This window comes from Wenyingzhuangia sp. 2_MG-2023, assembly GCF_030548295.1.
GTDB lineage: Bacteria > Bacteroidota > Bacteroidia > Flavobacteriales > Flavobacteriaceae > Wenyingzhuangia.
The window spans coordinates 418,776-437,191 of sequence record NZ_JAUOSB010000001.1 but is presented as its reverse complement, the minus strand read 5'-3'; the positions used below and the strand labels follow the sequence as shown (position 1 = coordinate 437,191).

Sequence of the window (18,416 nt, the reverse complement as noted above, 5' to 3'; positions counted from 1 at the left end):
ATTTTTGTGTGAATTACTTATCTATAGAAAACGTTTCTAAAGCTTTTGGAGAACGTGTATTGTTTGAAAACTTATCATTTGGAATTAACAAAGACCAAAAAATAGCCTTTGTAGCCAAAAATGGTACAGGAAAAACTCGTTTGTTAGAAATTATTGCAGGGAATGACGTTCCGGATACGGGGCAAGTGGTAACTCGTAAAGATTTACACATTTCGTACCTTTCTCAAGAAGATGCTTTTGACGAAAATCAAACAGTAGAAGAAGTAATTTTTGCTTCGGATAGTAAGGTTTTAAAAATAGTTCAAGAGTACGAAAAGGCTATTGAAAATCCAGACGATGCAGACCGATATCAATTGGCTTTTGACATGATGGATCAATACAACGCTTGGGATTTTGAAACACAATACAAACAAATTTTAACCAAATTAAAATTAGATAATTTACATTTAAAAGTAAGTGGATTGTCTGGTGGACAGCGAAAGCGTTTGGCTTTGGCAACCGTATTGATTAGCAAACCTGATTTGCTAATTTTGGATGAGCCAACCAACCATTTGGACTTGGAAATGATTGAATGGTTAGAATCTTTCTTTGCCAAAGAAAAAATTACCTTGTTTATGGTGACGCACGACCGTTACTTTTTGGAACGTGTTTGTAACGAAATTATAGAAATGGACAATGGGCAGTTGTATAGTTACAAAGGAAATTATTCGTATTATTTAGAAAAGAAAGAAGAGCGAATAGAACTAGAGCAAACCGTACAAGCCAAAGCTAAAAATTTATTTAAAAAAGAGTTAGATTGGATGAGACGTCAGCCAAAAGCACGTACCACAAAATCCAAATCTAGACAAGATGATTTTTATGTCATCAAAGAAAAAGCAAGAGCTAGACGTGCAGAACACAAAGTGCAGTTAGAAATAAATATGGAGCGTTTGGGGAACAAAATTGTGGAATTTCACAAAGTTTCTAAAGCTTGGGAAGACATGGTGATGTTGGATCAATTTGATTACAACTTTGGTCGTGGAGAACGTATTGGAATTATTGGGAAAAACGGAACAGGAAAATCATCTTTCTTAAATGTTTTAACAGGAAATACGGATGTAGATAGTGGTAAAATTGTAGTTGGAGAAACCATTAAATTTGGATATTACCATCAATCTGGAATTCAGGTAAAAGAAGGTCAAAAAGTTATTGAAGTCATCAAAGAGTTTGGGGAATTTATTCCTCTGGCAAAAGGACAAAAAATATCAGCAAGTCAATTGCTAGAAAGATTTTTGTTTGACAAAAAGAAACAATACGATTTTGTAGAAAAATTAAGTGGTGGAGAGCGTAAACGATTGTATTTATGTACCGTTTTAATTCAGAATCCTAATTTTTTAATTTTGGATGAGCCTACAAATGATTTGGATATTGTAACGCTAAATGTATTGGAAAGTTTTATGTTGGATTATCCTGGAAATTTGGTAGTAGTGTCTCACGACCGTTATTTTATGGATAAAATTGTAGATAGTTTGTTTGTTTTTAGAGGAAACGGTGTGATAGAAAGTTTTCCTGGAAACTATTCAGATTTTAGAGCTTATGAAAACTCGGATACCTCAGAAGAACAAGAAATTGTGCCTACAAAAATAGAAGCAGTCAAAGAAAAACCAAAAACAGGTGCAAAGCTGAGTTATGCAGAAAATAAGGAATACATCAACTTAGAAAGTGATATTGCCAAACTACAACGAAAAAAAGCATTGATTGAAGCGGAGTTTGCAGAAGGGAAAATAGAAGGAGATGCTGTTGATAAAAAATCATTAGAACTTCAAAAAATTATAGACGATATAGAATTTAAAGAAATGCGTTGGTTTGAATTGTCTGAGAAATTAGAAGGATAGTCACTGTGTTTTTAAACAAATGATCCCTAATGGCAGACAATGCTCTTAGGGATTTTTTATTTTTGTAAAACTAAGCCTTATTTAACGTAATATATTTGGAGAATCCATTATCTAAAACACGTAAAATCATTCATGTAGATATGGATGCTTTTTTTGCTTCTGTTGCTCAATTGGACAATCCTGATTTGAGAGGAAAGCCTATTGCTGTTGGTAGTGATGGAAGAAGAGGGGTGATATCTGCAGCAAGTTATGAAGCTAGGAAATTTGGAGTTAAATCTGCAATGCCAGGTTCTTTGGCTAAAAAAATGTGTCCTGAATTGATTTTTGTGAATTCTGATTTTGCCCGTTATAAAGAAATATCAAATCAGGTAAGAGCTGTTTTTTATGAATACACAGATTTGGTAGAACCTTTGTCTCTAGATGAGGCTTATCTGGATGTTACAGTGAATAAAAAAGGGCTAACATCTGCAAGTAAAATGGCAAGATTGATTCGTCAAGAAATATTTTTAAAAACAGGTTTGAATGCTTCGGCGGGAATTGCTCCCAACAAATTTGTAGCAAAAATAGCTTCGGATGTAAACAAACCTAACGGACAAAAAACCATTACACCAGACGAGGTAGTTCCTTTTTTAGAAAAATTAGCGATTGGAAAGTTTTATGGAGTAGGAAAAGTAACGACTCAAAAAATGTATCGTTTGGGAATTTTTACGGGTGCTGACTTAAAAAGTAAAAGTATAGAGTTTTTAGAGGAGCATTTTAAAAGTTCGGCGGAACATTATTATAATATTGTAAGAGGAATTCACAACAGTCCTGTTCGCCCTTCTAGAACCCGAAAATCTGTAGGAGCGGAACATACGTATTTAGAGAACTTGACTTCTGAGATTTTTATTTTAGAGAAATTGAAAATCTTATCTCAAGAAATTGAAAAAAGATTGGTGAGAAATCAAGTAAAAGGAAGAACTGTTACCTTGAAAATAAAATACAGCGATTTTTCGCAAATAACGCGTAGCAAAACGTTGGAAGGTTTTGTACAGAATGAAAACAAGATTTTTGAAATTGTAAAAGAACTTTTGTTTCAACAAGAATTGGAAAACTCGGTTCGTCTTTTAGGAATTTCTATCAATAATTTAGACAATGAAGAAATTAAGACAATAAAACAATACATTCAATTAAAACTAGATTTATGAAGGTGAGTAAACAAGAAATATTACAAGAATGTATTCGGTTGATTGATGGAAAATTACAGCAGATTCAGAATGCAATCCAAGATTATCAAGAAGATTTAAATAGTGAAACCAAAAGCTCCGCCGGTGATAAACATGAAACAGGAAGAGCCATGTTACAATTGGAGATGGAAAAATTAGGTCAACAATACCAAACGGTTTTAACTCAAAAAAATGTATTGCAAAAAATAGATGTTTCTGTAAAAAAGAAAGCGCAAGTGGGGAGTTTGGTTGGTACAACTTCTGGATTGAATTACTTTTTAGCTACAAGTGTTGGTCAAATTGTAGTTGCAGAAAAAAGCATTATGGTGGTTTCCATCAACTCACCTATTGGTAAATTGATTTTAGGAAAACAGAAAGGAGCTATATTTGTGTTTAATAGTAAAGAAAATGAGATTTCTTTTGTGATGTAAAAGAAATCTCATTTGTCAACTAGCTATTTTTTAGGATACCTACGTTGTGGTTTTTTGTATTTTTTAGCAATAATTCTACGGTAACTACCTCCTAAATTCACTTTTTGATTTTTCTCTTTCTTTTCATGGAAAGCTGGTCCAGGAGCAAATTCTTTAGATCCTAATTTTTGATAAGCAGTAATTTCATCAATTTCCACCTCTTCCTCTAATAATTTACTTTCTATAAAAATCTCCTCGGGCATTTCGTATTTTGGAATTTCATAATCCATCAACGTTTCTATTTCCTCTAGAATTTCAGCGTCTTTTTTAGTGATAAAAGAAAGAGCAAAACCTTCATTTTCAGCACGACCTGTTCTACCAATTCGGTGCATATAAGCTTCTGCTTCTTTGGGCAAATCAAAATTAATAACGTGTGTTATATTTGGAATGTCTACACCTCTAGACAATACATCCGTTGTAATTAAAACACGGTGTTTACCTTCTTTAAAATTCTCAACAGAACGCAAACGGTAATTTTGTGTTTTGTTAGAATGAATCAAAGCAAATGATTCTTCTGGATATTCTGCCATTCCTTGGATTTCGTTAAAAACCAAATCGGCCAAATATTTGTGTTTTATAAAAACCAACACGCGAGACATGTCTTCGTCTTCTTGCAATAAATAATTCAGAAGATTTATTTTGGTATAAAAATTAGGAACTTCAAAAGCAATTTGCTCAATATTTTCCAAACGAGATCCTGATGCAGCAGATTCTACATTGATAGGGTTTTTGAAAAATTCTTGAATCAATTCAGAAACTTCCTCGGTCATGGTTGCAGAAAACAAGATGGCTTGCTTTTTTTTGGGCAACAAATCTATAATGTCTATCAATTGCAATCTAAAACCTAGATTAAAAATTTCGTCCACTTCATCAATGACTAGTTTTTGAATGTTTTTTAGTTTTAAGGCACCAACCATTCCTAAATCAATAACACGTCTTGGAGTAGATACTAAAATATCCAATCCATTGTGAATCATTTCTTTTTGTTTGTTTAGATTGGCTCCACCATAAATTCCTCCATAGCGAATGTTGATGTAAGGCGTTAGCTTGTCCAAAGCATCTAAAACCTGAACCACCAATTCACGAGTAGGCACTACAATTAATACTCTAGGATGTTTTTGTTCTGAAAAGGGCAACATGCGCAAAATAGGCAAGAGATAAGCAAAAGTTTTTCCCGTTCCTGTTTGGGCAATACCTACAACATCTCTACCAGACATGATGCTAGAAAATGCTTGTTCTTGTATTTTGGTAGGTTCCGTATAGCCTAAATCTGCTATAGCGTTGCGAAGTTGAGTGTTGAGATTTAAATTTTCAAAAGACATAATTTCCTAAGTTTCTAGCTGCAAAGATAGGCAAACAAGACTTAAGGATTTATTTGTAAGTAAAATAGCTTACTTTTCTTTTCGCCATTGTTTGTTTAGCTCGTCTTGAAGCTTTCTGTTTACTTCTTGAAAACGTTTTAAAGATGATTTTTTATGATCTTCAAATTCTTCTTCTAATGATTTTAAATTTGTTACCGCTTTGCTCGTTACGCTAAAGTTCTCTTTGTATTTGTAAGCAAAGAAAGCTAACAAAATAATTAAAATAGTGTGAGAGAAAAACAGGATTAAAGAGAATGCAAATTTGCTGACAGGAATACCGAACAGAGAGCGACTGTCTTTTAATTCTTGAGTACTGTTAAGTTCATTTTCTAAATTAGAAAGTTTTTGTTTTAGCTCTGTAATCTGACGATTGTTGTTGCTGATGAGTTGATTTTTTTCTGAAATGATAGTTTGTTGAGATTGCAAAGAATCAACAACTGTAGTTTTTAACTGATTGTATTTCTGAATTTTTACAACCTTGTAATCTTCGTAAGTACTAGATTTTTTATAAAGTTCATCAAATTGATTTAGAATTGTTTTGTCTTGACTGTTAGAATTTTGAGATGTAAGAAATAAAAAAAGAAACAATAACAGATAAGATTGAGAAAACTTCATGAGTAAATGGATTTGATCGCTAATTGTAACAAAAATAGTAAAATCAGATGGGTTTGAAAGCCCTATTTTTTTAAGAATTGAATTAAACTTAACTTTAGTATATTTACCTTTGTAACCATTAAGAAAATAAGACATGGATTTCGGAAAAGAATTTGAAAAGTTTGCGATAAAAGACCAAGGTATTAGTAGTACACATTACGATAAAATTGTTAGTTCATTAACGCCATACATTATGGAAGAACGTCAACTAAACATTACTCAAATGGATGTTTTTTCTCGTTTGATGATGGATAGAATTATTTTTCTAGGTACAGGAATTAATGATCAAGTAGCAAATGTGATTCAAGCACAATTGTTGTTTTTAGAGTCTGTAGATGCTACCAAAGATATTTCTATATACATCAATTCTCCAGGTGGAGGTGTGTATGCAGGATTGGGTATTTACGATACAATGCAATTCATCAAACCAGATGTTGCTACTATTTGTACGGGAATGGCTGCAAGTATGGGAGCTGTATTAATGTGTGCTGGAGCTGCAGGAAAACGTTCTGCTTTGCCACATTCAAGAGTCATGATTCACCAGCCTTTAGGCGGAGCACAAGGACAAGCTACTGATATGGAGATAACAGTAAGAGAGATAAATAAATTAAAGCAAGAATTGTATACCATTATTGCCAATCATTCAGGACAATCTTTTGAAAAAGTATCACAAGATTCAGATAGAGATTATTGGATGAAAGCTGATGAAGCAAAAGCATACGGAATGGTAGATGAAATTCTTACAAGAAATAAATAAGTAAAGAGCAGATTGCTTAAAAAAGCAGATAAAATGTCAAAAGAAGGAATGGAGTGCTCTTTTTGTGGGAGAAAAAAAGAAGAAACAAATCTGTTGATTGCAGGAGTAGATGCACATATCTGCGATAGTTGTGTGGAGCAAGCTCATGGAATCTTGTCTGAGGAAGTGCTAGCTGTAGAGGATGAATTGGGAGATGATGATAAAGAAAAATTTGAAGTTAAAAAACCCAAAGAAATCAAAGCTTTTTTAGATCAATATATTATTGGTCAAGATCAGACAAAAAGAACAATGGCTGTTGCGGTTTACAATCATTACAAAAGATTGACACAGCCCAATACTTTAGAAGAAGAGGTTGAGATAGAAAAAAGTAACATGATTCTAGTAGGTGATACTGGGACAGGGAAAACATTGATAGCAAAAACCATTGCAAAAATGTTAAATGTACCGTTTGCTATAGTTGATGCTACTGTATTGACACAAGCAGGTTATGTGGGTGAAGATGTAGAGAGTATTTTGAGCCGTTTGTTACAAGCAGCAGATTACGATGTGGAAAGTGCAGAAAGAGGAATTGTTTTTATTGATGAAATAGATAAAATAGCTCGTAAAGGAGACAATCCTTCCATTACACGTGATGTTTCTGGAGAGGGAGTGCAACAAGCTTTGTTAAAGTTGTTAGAAGGAACGGTTGTAAATGTGGCTCCTAAAGGAGGGCGAAAACATCCAGATCAGAAATTTACGGAAGTAAATACCAAAGATATTCTGTTTATTGCAGGTGGAGCTTTTGCGGGTATTCAACGCAACATTAGCAAGCGTCTAAATAGACAAGCAGTTGGTTTTGGAGCTTCGTTAAGTGAAGATAGGGTTGACGAAAAAAATCTATTACAATACATCATTCCAACAGATTTAAAAAGTTTTGGGTTGATTCCAGAAATTATTGGACGTTTGCCTATTTTGAGTTATATGAATCCTTTGGATAAAATAGCTCTAAGAGCAATACTAACAGAACCTAAAAATTCACTAATCAAGCAATATACCAAGTTGTTTGATATGGATGGAATTGAGTTTTCAATTCAAGAAGAGGCATTGGATGCTATTGTAGAAAAGGCAATAGAATACAAATTAGGAGCAAGAGGTTTGCGTTCTTTGTGTGAAGCAATTTTTACAGATGCAATGTTTGATCTTCCTAGTTCTGATGAGTCTTCTTTTGAGGTAACAAAAAGTTACATAGATAGTAAGTTAGATAAGAAGTTATTGAATCATCTAAGTGTAGCAGGATAAGTAGTCTTGATAACACATTAAAATAAAAAGAGGGTATAGACAATATTGTTTATGCCCTTTTTTATTTAGTTTTACTTGAATAGGTTTTTTGCGAAACCAGAACCTAAACTCCCCAAGAGACTGTCAGATTTAGAATTAGATCCTAACAGACCTCCAAGCATTCCAGATAAATTAGAGGAATCACCACCAATTTTGCTAGAAAGATAATTCATAAGTATTGGCAAAACAATGTCTTTTATTTGAGAAGACATGTTAGAATCAAAGCCATTTTTAGTCAAGCTAGAAATTAAGTTTCCGCCTAAACTACTTAATAAATTGTTAGCAGAACTACTGTTGTCATTCCCAGAAAATAGGTTTAACATAGTGTCAACTCCATTGTTTTTAGCTTCTTCAGCTACGGTGCTTTCAACAGCTTCTTTTGAACTGTCTAATACATTGTCTACTTGTTGACCGTTAAGTCCTAATTTATCGGTCAATGCTTCAAGAGCTTGTCCTTTTATAGCATCAATAATTCCATCAATCATAAGAAAGTGCTTTTTTTAGTTGTAAATCTCTTCTTTGTTGAATTTTTTTGCCAATAAATAATAAACAATAGCTCTGTATTTATTTCTATTAGAACTACCTAATTTTTCAACAACTTCGTCAATAGCTTCGTCTAAAGCTGGCGAATCTTCAAGACCTAATTTTTTAATCAAGAAATTTTTCTTTACTGTTTCAAGTTCTTTTTTATCAGAACTAGATACTTTGCTTGCATCTACATTATAGATACTCGGACCTAGACCTTTTGTTACTTTTTCTAAAAATTTTTCATCTAGTGGCTCTGTTAGTGTTTTCGTAAATTCACTCTTGTAAACTTCTAATAACTCATCAAATTTGCTCATTTTTTAAATTTTATGTTTTTATAGCTACAATTTAATTTATTTTTTTTAATATAAGGTGAATAATTATGGGTGATTTTTAATGATTTGTTATTCTTATCTTTGAAATCGGATTTTGATCCAATAAAATCATAAAATCACCATAAGAATGATTTCAAGAGAAAGCATAGATCGCGTATTTGAAACTGCTCGTGTAGAGGAGGTGATAGGGGAGTTTGTTACGTTGAAGAAATCAGGAAGTAGTTACAAAGGATTGAGTCCTTTTGTAGATGAAAAAACACCTTCTTTTATGGTGTCTCCTGTAAAAGGAATTTGGAAGGATTTTAGTACGGGTAAAGGCGGAAATGTGATTTCTTTTTTAATGGAACACGAACATTATTCTTACCCAGAAGCCATTAGATTTTTAGCAGATAAGTACAATATTGCTATTGAGGAAACGGAACAGTCTGATGAGCAAAAAGAAGCGGCTGATGAGCGAGAAAGTATGTATTTGGTTTCTAAATATGCACAAGAATATTTTAACAATTTAATGCAAAATACCCAAAAAGGAAAAGCAATTGGGTTGAGTTATTTTAAAGAACGAGGTTTTACAGATGAAACCATTGAGACGTTTCAGTTAGGGTATTGTTTAGATGAATGGTCTGCTTTTACAGATACGGCTCTAAAAAACGGATACGATTTAGAATATTTAGAGAGTACAGGACTTACCATTGTAAAAGAAAACGGAAAGCAGTATGACCGATTTAAAGGTCGTGTTATGTTTCCTATTCATAGTATGAGTGGTCGTGTTTTGGGGTTTGGAGGTAGAATTTTAACCAACGATAAAAAAGCAGCCAAGTATTTAAACTCACCCGAAAGCGATATTTACCACAAGAGCAAAGTTTTGTATGGTATTTATCACGCTAAAAAAACAATTTCTAAAGAAGATAATTGTTACTTAGTAGAAGGATATACGGATGTAATTTCCATGTATCAAAAAGGAATTACCAACGTGGTGGCTTCTTCAGGAACTGCTCTGACTCCTGATCAAATTCGTTTGGTAAAAAGGTTAACGCCTAACATGACGGTTCTGTTTGATGGAGATGCAGCTGGTTTGAGAGCTTCTGTTAGAGGAATTGACTTGATTTTGGAACAGGGAATGAACGTAAAAGTAGTGACTTTTCCTGATGGAGACGATCCTGATTCTTTTTCTAAGAAAAAAACAACAGAAGAATTAAAAGAGTATTTAGAAAACAATCAACAAGATTTTATCAGTTTCAAAGTTTCTTTGTTGATGGAAGAAGCGAAGAACGATCCGATTAAAAAAGCAGGATTGATTCGAGATATTGTGATGAGTATTTCTAAAATTCCAGACAGCATTAAACAAGAAATATACATTCAAGAGTGTGTGCGAATGATGGATATTTCCGAAACGGTTTTGTTCAATGAATTGGCTCAAATGATGGATAAAAAATCCAGAGATGCAGAACGAAAACCAAGTACTGCACAGCCAAGAATGAGCATTGCTTCTTCTAATAAGAATAAAGTTACAGGCGGAATTTCTTCATCAAATGCAACCGGAGATATGCCAGACGATGCTGCTTTTCAGGAAATGATGCTGGCTCAAGAATCGGGTGTAAAAGGAACCAAAGGACAAGCGTCTGCCAAAGCTTTGCCTAAAACCAATGAATTGGAATTGTACGAAAGTGAAATCATTAAAATTTTACTATTGTATGGAAATCATGAAGTGTCTTTTGTAGATTGGATTGAGGAACATGATAAAAATGGAAAAGTAGTTATGGTAAAAGAAGAGTATACCAATACGGTTTGTCATGAATTGTTTTTGCAATTGCAAGACGATGAAATTGAATTTACACATCCAATTTTTCAAAAAATATACAAAGAGATTAGTTATCAAATTAACCAAGAAGAAAAGTTGCTTTTGGATCAATTGACAAGCCATCCGGATCAGGAAATATCTAGAGAAGTTACTCATATTTTAATGGATGATGAACGTTATACATTGAGCCGTTGGGAATCTAAAGAAATAGAAGTGGCTCAAAAAACAGATGTGTTGCAGAAATTGGTGCAAGATGTAATTTTGAACTTGCGTAGGGTTTTGATAGATTTAAAAGTTAAGGAGTTGATGCATGAAATTACAGACGAAGAAAAACGTGTAGAGGCTTTGCAAGAAGTGATGAGTTATACGCAGTTAAAAACCTTGTTGTTTGAAAAATTGTATAGAGTAGTTTAATTAATAAAACGAATAGATTAAGGATAAGATATATGGAGGATTTTATTGAATTTAAAAAAGAATTGTTGCTTAGTTTGATTGCTTTTGCAATCATGTTGTTGGTTCGTTTTTTTATCCAAAGCGCTATTAAGAAATTTAGCTTTGTAAAAGCAATTGACATCAATAGAAGGAAAGTTATTTTTATTCTGAGTTATATGATTGTTTATGTGCTTTTCGGAGCATTAATTGCCATTATTTGGGGAGTAGATTTTAACAGGTTGTCTATTTTTATTTCTTCCGTTTTGGCGGTTTTAGGAGTAGGTTTTTTTGCGCAATGGTCTTTATTGTCCAATCTTACAGCCAGTGTAATTTTATTTTTCAATCATCCTGTAAGAATAGGGAGTAGAATTAGAATTTTAGACAAAGATTTTGAGTTGATAGGAGAAGTGATGGATATTACAGGGTTTTATTTTTTTATAAAAACAGATACAGGACAAACCATTACGTTTCCAAATAGTTTGATCATGCAAAAAGGAATAGAGATTTTAGATGATAAAATAGATATATAAGATTGAATACCATTGTAAATGAAAATAAATCCTGTTGTTTTTTCTGTTGTAATTACGGTATATAATAAAGAAAAATACATTTATGAATCTTTAAAGAGTACTTGTGCCCAATTGTTAAAGCCTGCTGAAATTATTGTGGTAAATGATGGTTCTACAGATGATTCTTTACAAGAAATTACAAAGGTAAATGATGCTAGAATTCGTGTTTTTACTATTGAAAATAAAGGAGTTTCCAATGCTCGAAATTTTGGAGCAAAACAAACAAAAGGAACACATATTGCTTTTTTAGACGGAGATGATCTTTGGCTTGAAAATCATCTGGAAGAAATTCATAAAATGATTTGTCTTTTTCCTGAGGAGTCTATTTATGCATTGGGAACTTCTTACGAGAAAGAAGAGAAGTTGATAGAACACGTGTACGCGGTTTCTAATGATCAAGCAAAAAGAGTTGATTATTTTAATGCGAGTTTGCATCATTCTATTTTACATCCTTCTTCTTTTGTTGTAGTTGCAGAATTGTATTCTCAATTGGGCGGTTTTGATATTAGATATACCAATTATGAAGACGTAGAATTTTGGTTTCGATTAGGGTTAAAATACCCCATTGTTTTTTCTAGCAAAAGAACGGTGTTGCTAAGAGCTGCCGAAAATAGTTTGTCTAAAAACAAGGTCTGTTTAAATTCTTATTGTTTTTTTGAAGATTATGATCATGTTCAGACAAACAACAAAGCATTTTATAGAATATTAGACTTGAATAGGTATTCTTTGGCTTTGATTTGTAAAGAGAATAAGAAGAGGGAGAAATTTAAAATACTGTGTGCTAAAATTGACGGAAAGCATTTGTCTTTTAGAAAAAAAATATTTTTAAAGTTGCCTTCTTTTGTGATTACAGGATTGAAAAAAATAAAAGAAAAATTGTAGTTTACAGAATGCTTTCCAGAAACTTAGCCCACTCTTGTTGAATGTTGTCAAAAGACAAATGCTCAATACTTTGTAAGGAATTGCTTTTGCAAAAAGCTAAAAGTTCATTGTCAGAAATCATGAGATTTAATGCGTTTGTAAAAGTGTCTAGGTCTTTTTTGACCAACAATCCATTGTGCTTGTTTATGATAATTTCGCTCGGTCCCGATTCACAATCTACAGAAATAATAGGTGTTTCACAGGCTAAAGATTCAACCAGAGACATAGGGAATCCTTCGAAATTACTTGTCAGTACAGTGAGTTTTGCGCTTTTCACAATGGGAAAAGGATTGGTGGTTGCAGATTTAAAAACTACGTATTGGGTCAATTCTAACGTTGTAACCAAAGCAATTAATTTATGCAAATCTGGACCGTCACCTAAAATATACAATTGAATGTTTTGAGCAGGTAAAATAGATTTGTGATAAGCTTTAATTAGAAACGTTAAATCTTTGGCTTCCTCATCCAATCTTCCAAAAAATAAAATGTAATTCTTATTCGTTTTTACAACAACTTTGTTATTGGAACTAAGTTGGAAAGAGTTGTAAATAGTGCTTACATTGTCTAATTGATAATTAGATTTAATTTTTTCTTTGATGCCTTTTGATACGGAAACAAATGCTGTGTTTTTAGGATACAGATAGTTTGCAATTATTTTGTTTTTAGGAAAAGACTTTAGCAAGTTGTGACTATGCACCATAAAAACAGTTTTGATATTTTGATACACAAGATGTTTTAACAACAATTCACGAGCAAGAGAATTTCTAGATCGATGGTCTATGATCAAATCGATATGATTTTTTTGCAAGAACTTTTTAAAGACGATGAAACGATTCATTCGGTGAAAAAATCCATCCTTTTCGTCTTTTAGGGCACCAAGATTTAAGAGTTTTCCTGCATATTTGTATTCAATAGGATTCATAATAGAAACCACAAAAACATGGCAACCTAAATTGTGTAACATTTGCGATTGCAAAGCAGCAACTTTTTCAGCTCCGCCATGACCTAAAGACGAAGTAATGATGCAAATATTTTTGTTTTTAGGAGTCATTGTATATTTTGATTAAAAGTATGAAAAAAGAATCCCTTTTTGGATGTCTGTTTTCTGAAAAAATGTTTGTTTCCTTCTAAAAAAACATCCATCTTAGTTTTCTAAAAGTACAGTATTTGAATTCTACCACAAACAAATCTACAAATCAAACAAAAGCCTTACATGTGGTTTCTTTTGATGTTCCTTATCCTCCAAATTACGGTGGTGTGATAGACGTTTTTTACAAAATAAAGGCATTAAGCGAATTAGGAATAAAAATATATTTGCATACGTTTGAGTATGGTAGGGGAGAACAGATTGAATTGGAAAAATATTGTGAAGAAGTCTTTTACTATCCTAGAAAATCTTTTTGGAAATCTTTTTTATCTAGCACTCCATTTATTGTAAAATCTAGAGAACACCATTTGTTAGAGAAAAGATTAGATGAAGCAAAATTTCCTATTCTTTTTGAAGGTTTGCACTCTGTTTCTTTTTTTAAAAATCAATCTAAAGTTGATGTGCAAACATTGGTTCGAATGCATAATATAGAGCATGATTATTACCATGGTTTGGCAGAAAGCGAAAGAAATTTATTTAAAAAAATATTTTTCAAATTAGAGGCTTTCAAATTAAAAAAACACCAAGAAGTATTGTCTAGATGCAATCATATTTTGACTATTTCACCATTAGAACAAAACTATTTTTCAGAATTGTTCGGAACAAAATGTCGTTACATTCCTGTTTTTTCAGATACTCATTTTAGTGATTTAAAACCTCAGAAAGACTTTGTGCTTTGGCATGGAGATTTGCGTGTGAGTGACAATGTAAAGTCTGCATTGTGGGCTATTGAAATTGTAAAAAACACAAATCACAAACTGATCATTGCAAGCAATACAAAAGAAGAAGAAGTGTTTCGTGCTTGTAAACAACTAAACAATGTAACGTTTAATGATTTGAATACAGAATGTGAACTGGATTCCTTAATGGCTTCGGCAAATGTAAATTTATTGTTCACTTTTCAAGTAACGGGAATCAAGCTTAAATTGTTGAATACGTTGGTTAAAAGTAGGTTTATCATTGCTAATGAAAAAATCATCAAACAAACAGGATTAGAAGCATTGTGTATTGAAGGAAATACCACTTTAGAAATTAAAAAACAACTAGATTTTTACATGTCTTTGCCTTTTTCTGATGAAGAAAGAATAGCTAGAAAAGAAGCTTTAAAAATATTTGACACCAAGACAAACGCACAAAAAATTATGGATTTGTTGTGTTAGATTGTGTTTGGTGTGCAACTTCAAAAACTTCTCCGTTTTCTACTTTAAAAGTACGTTGAGGATATTTTAAAATCAAAGCATAATCATGCGTTGCCATTAAAATAGTTTTCCCACTTTTATGAATATCATTCAGCAACTCCATTACTTCCATAGATGTTTTTGGATCTAGATTCCCAGTAGGCTCATCTGCAATAATTAGTTCAGGATCATTTAACAAAGCTCTTGCAATGGCAATACGTTGTTGTTCACCACCTGAAACTTGATAGGGCATTTTGTATCCTTTTTCTTCTAGACCAACTTTGCTTAAAACTTCACTAATTTTAGCTTTCATTTTATCTTTGTCTTTCCATCCGGTGGCTTTTAAAACAAATAACAAGTTGTCGTGAATATTTCTATCGTTTAGCAATTTGAAGTCTTGAAATACAATTCCAATTTTTCGTCTTAAAAAAGGAATTTGCTTTTCTTTTAATGATGGCAAATCGTAACCTACTACTTCACCAATTCCACTAGTTAGAGACAAATCTCCGTATAGAATTTTTAGCAAACTACTTTTTCCACTTCCTGTTTTTCCAATCAAATAAAAAAACTCTCCTGGCTGAATTTCAAAATCTACATTTTTCAAAATCAATATACTGTCTTGAAAAATATGGGCATCTTTTAGGTATAAAACAGGCTGTGACATGATTTTTTTGTTTTTACAAACATATTTAAAAATAGGGGAATCCTAAAATAATCAGGGTTTTAAGAAACGTTTCTATCTTGTTCAAATAAATAACAGCATATTCCGTTAATTAACAGGGATATTATTTATTTTTAATTACTGAAAATAGAGAGAACTTATGAAAAAACAGCTTTTACAATACTTAGGGTTTTTGCTTTTGAGCTCCAACATTTTATTTGCACAACAGAGTTACAAAGAAAAAGAATCATTAAAATGGTATTCTAAAGCCCTACTTGCTTTTGATAGCGAAAATTACACATTAGCGGCTACTTATTTTGAAAAAGTTTTGGTAGAAAACTACCAACTGGCAACCGTAAAAGAATATGAATTGTTGATTGGTTTGGAACTGAATAACTTGGATGCAGGATCCAAAATGGAAATGTATTTGAAAGAACATCCGTTTACTACCAATAAAACAGCACTTTTGTTAGGCTTGTCTAATTATTATTTTGATAAGAAACAGGAAGACAAAGCGTTAAAATGGTTTGAGAAAATAGATGTAAAATCACTTACAGCAAGTCAGGAAAATAATTACAATTACAAGTTGGCTTTTGCCAATTACAAACGTAAAAATTACTCTAAAGCAAAGCAATATTTAATTCCGATGACCAAAAGTGGTGCTTACCAAAAGGAAGCTTATTACTATTTGGGAAACATTGCTTTAGAAAATAAGGATTACGATACTGCTTTGGGTAATTTTGATAAAATTAAAAACGAATCAAAATACAAAAAAGAGATTGCGTACCAGAACTTGGTAATTCTATACCATCAGAAAAAATACAAAGAAACGATTGCTTTAGGAGAATCAAATTTTGAAAGATCTAGAGGTACAGAACAATCTCAGATGGCTAAAATTTTAGGAGAAAGTTATTTTTACGAAGGTGATTATCAAAAAGCAGTTACGTATTTGTTGCAGTACAGAGGGAATCTTAAAAAAGGATTGACAGAGGTTGATTATTATTTTTTGGGATATGCTTATTACAAGTTAGCAAATTATGACAAAGCCATTGAAAACTTTAACAAAATTACTGATGAAAAAACAGCAGTTTCTCAAAACGCTCATTATCATTTGGGAGATTGTTATTTAAATAAAAATCAAAAAACACAGGCTTTAAATGCGTTTAAAAATGCTTCGGAAATGACTTTTGATGTTCAGATACAACAAGATGCTTTTTTGAATTATGCCAAATTGAGTTACGAAATTGGAAATCCTTACCAAAGTACGTCGGACGTTTTGCAAGCTTATGTAGATGCCTATCCAAATAGTGCAGAAACTAGTTACATGGAAAAATTAATTGTGAATGCTTATTTGCAATTTAAAGATTATCAAGGAGCTATTGATTATTATAAGAAACGTAGATTGTTGAAAGATGAGCTTTACCAATTGGTGGTGTTAGAAAAAGGATTTGAATTGTTCAATACACAGAAATACAACAAAGCATTGACTTATTTTTCTGAAGCCTCAAGTTTGTATTCTGATGAGGTTTTAAAAAGTAGAGCCTTGTTTTGGAAAGCTGAAACGTTGGCGGAGTTGAATGATTTTAAAAATGCTTCGTATGCGTATCAGACTTTTGTGGGGCCTGCCAGAAATCATGAATTGTCTGAATATGCAGATGGATTGTATGGTTTGGCTTATGCAACGTATCAACAGAAAAAATATGAAAAAGCCATTGTTTATTTTGAAGAATATTTAAAGTTTACAAATGATGAAGCCAAAAGAAGAAACGCTTTGTTACGAATAGCCGATTGTTATTTTGTGAGTAAAACTTATTGGCCAGCTTTGGAAAAATACAATCAAGTAATTGCTGAAAAAAAGGAACAGGTGGATTATGCATTGTACCAAAAAGCATTATCATATGGGTTTTTAGGTCGCAACGATCAGAAGATAGAAACACTAAAAACATTGCAACAAACTTTTACGTCTTCTGCTTATTTGGATGATTCGTATTATCAATTGGGGAATTTGTATGTCAATCAAAATAAAAGCAAATTAGGAATAGAGGCATATGATGATTTGGTGAAAAAATATCCAAAGAGTCCGTTAGTAGCCAAAGCAAAATTAAAAAAAGGAATTGTGTTGTTTAATGGGAATGAGAACGAAGCCTCTTTAGCTGTTTTGAAACAATTGGTAGCGCAATATCCGGGTACTGCAGAGGCTGTGCAAGCGGTGAAAATTGCAGAACAAGTGTATAAAGACATGGATCAAGTGGATGTATATGCAACATGGGTAAAGCAATTAGAGTTTGTAAATATTACGGATTCAGATATTGATAAAACCATGTTTGAAGCTGCTGAAAATAAATATGTATCGAATGATTTGGGTGGAGCTATCACTAGTTGTAGAAAGTATTTGGTGAATTTCCCGAACGGAATTTATGCATTGACGGCTCATTTTTATTTGGCTCAATCGTATTACAATATTGGAGCTAAAGACAGAGCTGCACCAGAATATTTAGAGGTTTTAAAAGTGAAAACCAATGAGTATACGGAAGTTTCGTTAAACAGATTGTCTCAAATTTATTTAGAAAACGAAGAATGGGAGCAAGCAAGTAGGTTGTTGTTGCAGATAGAAAATGAGGCAACCAATACAGAAAGTATTGTGTATGCACAAAGTAATTTGATGAAGTATTATTACAAAAAAGAACAACATCAACAAGTGTTAGCCTATACAGACAAGGTTTTAAAGAACACAAAAAGTAGTAAAGAAGCTGTGGCAGATGCGTATGTGTATGGAGCAAGAAGTGCCGTTTTCTTGAAACAGTATGACAAAGCTAAAGTGTTTTATAAAGAATTAGAAACCATTGGTAAAGGAGAGGTGAAAGCAGAAGCTCATTATTACAAAGCGCTTTGGTTGTATCAAGATAAAAAGTATGAAAAGTCTAACGAACAAGTACAATTGCTAGCTAGTAATTACCAATCTTATAAATATTGGGGAGTAAAAGGCTTGTTGTTGATGGCAAAAAACTTTCATGAGTTGAAAGATGATTTTCAAGCTGATTTTATTTTGAACAACGTAATTAAAAATGCCGAAGAATACAAAGATGTTATTAATGAGGCTGCCGTGTTATTAGAAAAATACAAAGCAACTAAGAATGCAGAATCTTCAAAAAGTAAAGAAGAAGTAAAAACAAAGAGTCAACCTACAATCGATACAGCAAATGAATTTTAAG

General features: G+C 32.4%; 16 protein-coding genes. 10 read left to right on the top strand and 6 right to left on the bottom strand.

Annotated elements, in window-relative coordinates; translation table 11 throughout:
* Positions 1-8 precede the first annotated feature (8 nt).
* The 3 genes from Q4548_RS01645 (at position 9) to Q4548_RS01635 (ending at position 3,510) form a co-directional block, all read left to right on the top strand.
* Entirely contained in the window at positions 9-1,874 is a 1,866-nt protein-coding gene (locus Q4548_RS01645) for an ABC-F family ATP-binding cassette domain-containing protein (RefSeq protein WP_303450678.1), read from the top strand.
* Between the two features lie 95 nt (positions 1,875-1,969).
* Positions 1,970-3,061, top strand: a complete 1,092-nt coding sequence (gene dinB / locus Q4548_RS01640; protein WP_303450676.1) for a DNA polymerase IV — start codon at positions 1,970-1,972, stop codon at positions 3,059-3,061.
* On the top strand, positions 3,058-3,510 hold the full coding sequence (locus Q4548_RS01635; RefSeq protein ID WP_303450673.1) for a 3-oxoacyl-ACP synthase: 453 nt from the start codon (positions 3,058-3,060) through the stop codon (positions 3,508-3,510). Before dinB ends, Q4548_RS01635 begins: the two co-directional genes overlap by 4 nt.
* Positions 3,511-3,533: 23 nt before the next feature.
* Here the strand turns inward: Q4548_RS01635 and Q4548_RS01630 are convergent, their stop codons facing one another.
* Positions 3,534-4,871: a DEAD/DEAH box helicase gene (locus tag Q4548_RS01630; RefSeq protein WP_303450670.1), complete on the bottom strand. Its 1,338-nt coding sequence runs from the start codon at positions 4,869-4,871 to the stop codon at positions 3,534-3,536.
* 69 nt (positions 4,872-4,940) lie between these two features.
* Positions 4,941-5,525 (bottom strand): hypothetical protein, encoded by a 585-nt coding sequence (locus tag Q4548_RS01625; RefSeq protein WP_303450667.1) that lies wholly within the window; start codon positions 5,523-5,525, stop codon positions 4,941-4,943.
* 133 nt (positions 5,526-5,658) lie between these two features.
* Here Q4548_RS01625 and clpP point away from each other — a divergent pair, with 133 nt between their 5' ends.
* Both clpP and clpX read left to right on the top strand, forming a co-directional pair.
* The gene (gene clpP / locus Q4548_RS01620; RefSeq protein ID WP_303450664.1) at positions 5,659-6,321 is read left to right on the top strand and encodes an ATP-dependent Clp endopeptidase proteolytic subunit ClpP; all 663 of its coding nucleotides are present in this window, start codon (positions 5,659-5,661) and stop codon (positions 6,319-6,321) included.
* A gap of 33 nt (positions 6,322-6,354) precedes the next feature.
* Complete coding sequence (gene clpX, locus Q4548_RS01615; RefSeq protein WP_303450661.1) at positions 6,355-7,599, top strand: ATP-dependent Clp protease ATP-binding subunit ClpX; 1,245 nt, start codon at positions 6,355-6,357, stop codon at positions 7,597-7,599.
* A 71-nt stretch (positions 7,600-7,670) separates the two neighbouring features.
* Here the strand turns inward: clpX and Q4548_RS01610 are convergent, their stop codons facing one another.
* Both Q4548_RS01610 and Q4548_RS01605 read right to left on the bottom strand, forming a co-directional pair.
* Positions 7,671-8,123: a hypothetical protein gene (locus Q4548_RS01610; protein ID WP_303450659.1), complete on the bottom strand. Its 453-nt coding sequence runs from the start codon at positions 8,121-8,123 to the stop codon at positions 7,671-7,673.
* Positions 8,124-8,138: 15 nt separating this feature from the next.
* Complete coding sequence (locus Q4548_RS01605; RefSeq protein WP_303450657.1) at positions 8,139-8,480, bottom strand: DUF2853 family protein; 342 nt, start codon at positions 8,478-8,480, stop codon at positions 8,139-8,141.
* Positions 8,481-8,625: 145 nt separating this feature from the next.
* On the opposite strand from Q4548_RS01605, the gene dnaG reads away from it, so the two are divergent.
* From dnaG to Q4548_RS01590, 3 genes are read left to right on the top strand one after another with little or no spacing between them, the layout of a single operon-like run.
* On the top strand, positions 8,626-10,710 hold the full coding sequence (gene dnaG / locus Q4548_RS01600) for a DNA primase (RefSeq protein ID WP_303450655.1): 2,085 nt from the start codon (positions 8,626-8,628) through the stop codon (positions 10,708-10,710).
* Between the two features lie 32 nt (positions 10,711-10,742).
* Positions 10,743-11,258 (top strand): mechanosensitive ion channel family protein, encoded by a 516-nt coding sequence (locus Q4548_RS01595; RefSeq protein WP_303450652.1) that lies wholly within the window; start codon positions 10,743-10,745, stop codon positions 11,256-11,258.
* Between the two features lie 18 nt (positions 11,259-11,276).
* Complete coding sequence (locus Q4548_RS01590) at positions 11,277-12,179, top strand: glycosyltransferase family 2 protein (protein ID WP_303450649.1); 903 nt, start codon at positions 11,277-11,279, stop codon at positions 12,177-12,179.
* Position 12,180: 1 nt separating this feature from the next.
* Here the strand turns inward: Q4548_RS01590 and Q4548_RS01585 are convergent, their stop codons facing one another.
* The gene (locus Q4548_RS01585) at positions 12,181-13,269 is read right to left on the bottom strand and encodes a glycosyltransferase (RefSeq protein ID WP_303450647.1); all 1,089 of its coding nucleotides are present in this window, start codon (positions 13,267-13,269) and stop codon (positions 12,181-12,183) included.
* 116 nt (positions 13,270-13,385) lie between these two features.
* Here Q4548_RS01585 and Q4548_RS01580 point away from each other — a divergent pair, with 116 nt between their 5' ends.
* Positions 13,386-14,525, top strand: coding sequence for a hypothetical protein (locus Q4548_RS01580; RefSeq protein WP_303450644.1), 1,140 nt, complete (start codon positions 13,386-13,388; stop codon positions 14,523-14,525).
* Here the strand turns inward: Q4548_RS01580 and Q4548_RS01575 are convergent.
* Positions 14,506-15,207: a cell division ATP-binding protein FtsE gene (locus Q4548_RS01575; RefSeq protein ID WP_303450641.1), complete on the bottom strand. Its 702-nt coding sequence runs from the start codon at positions 15,205-15,207 to the stop codon at positions 14,506-14,508. The genes Q4548_RS01580 and Q4548_RS01575 overlap by 20 nt on opposite strands.
* A gap of 157 nt (positions 15,208-15,364) precedes the next feature.
* Between Q4548_RS01575 and Q4548_RS01570 the strand changes: the two genes are divergently transcribed.
* Entirely contained in the window at positions 15,365-18,415 is a 3,051-nt protein-coding gene (locus Q4548_RS01570; protein ID WP_303450639.1) for a tetratricopeptide repeat protein, read from the top strand.
* Position 18,416: the final 1 nt, after the last annotated feature.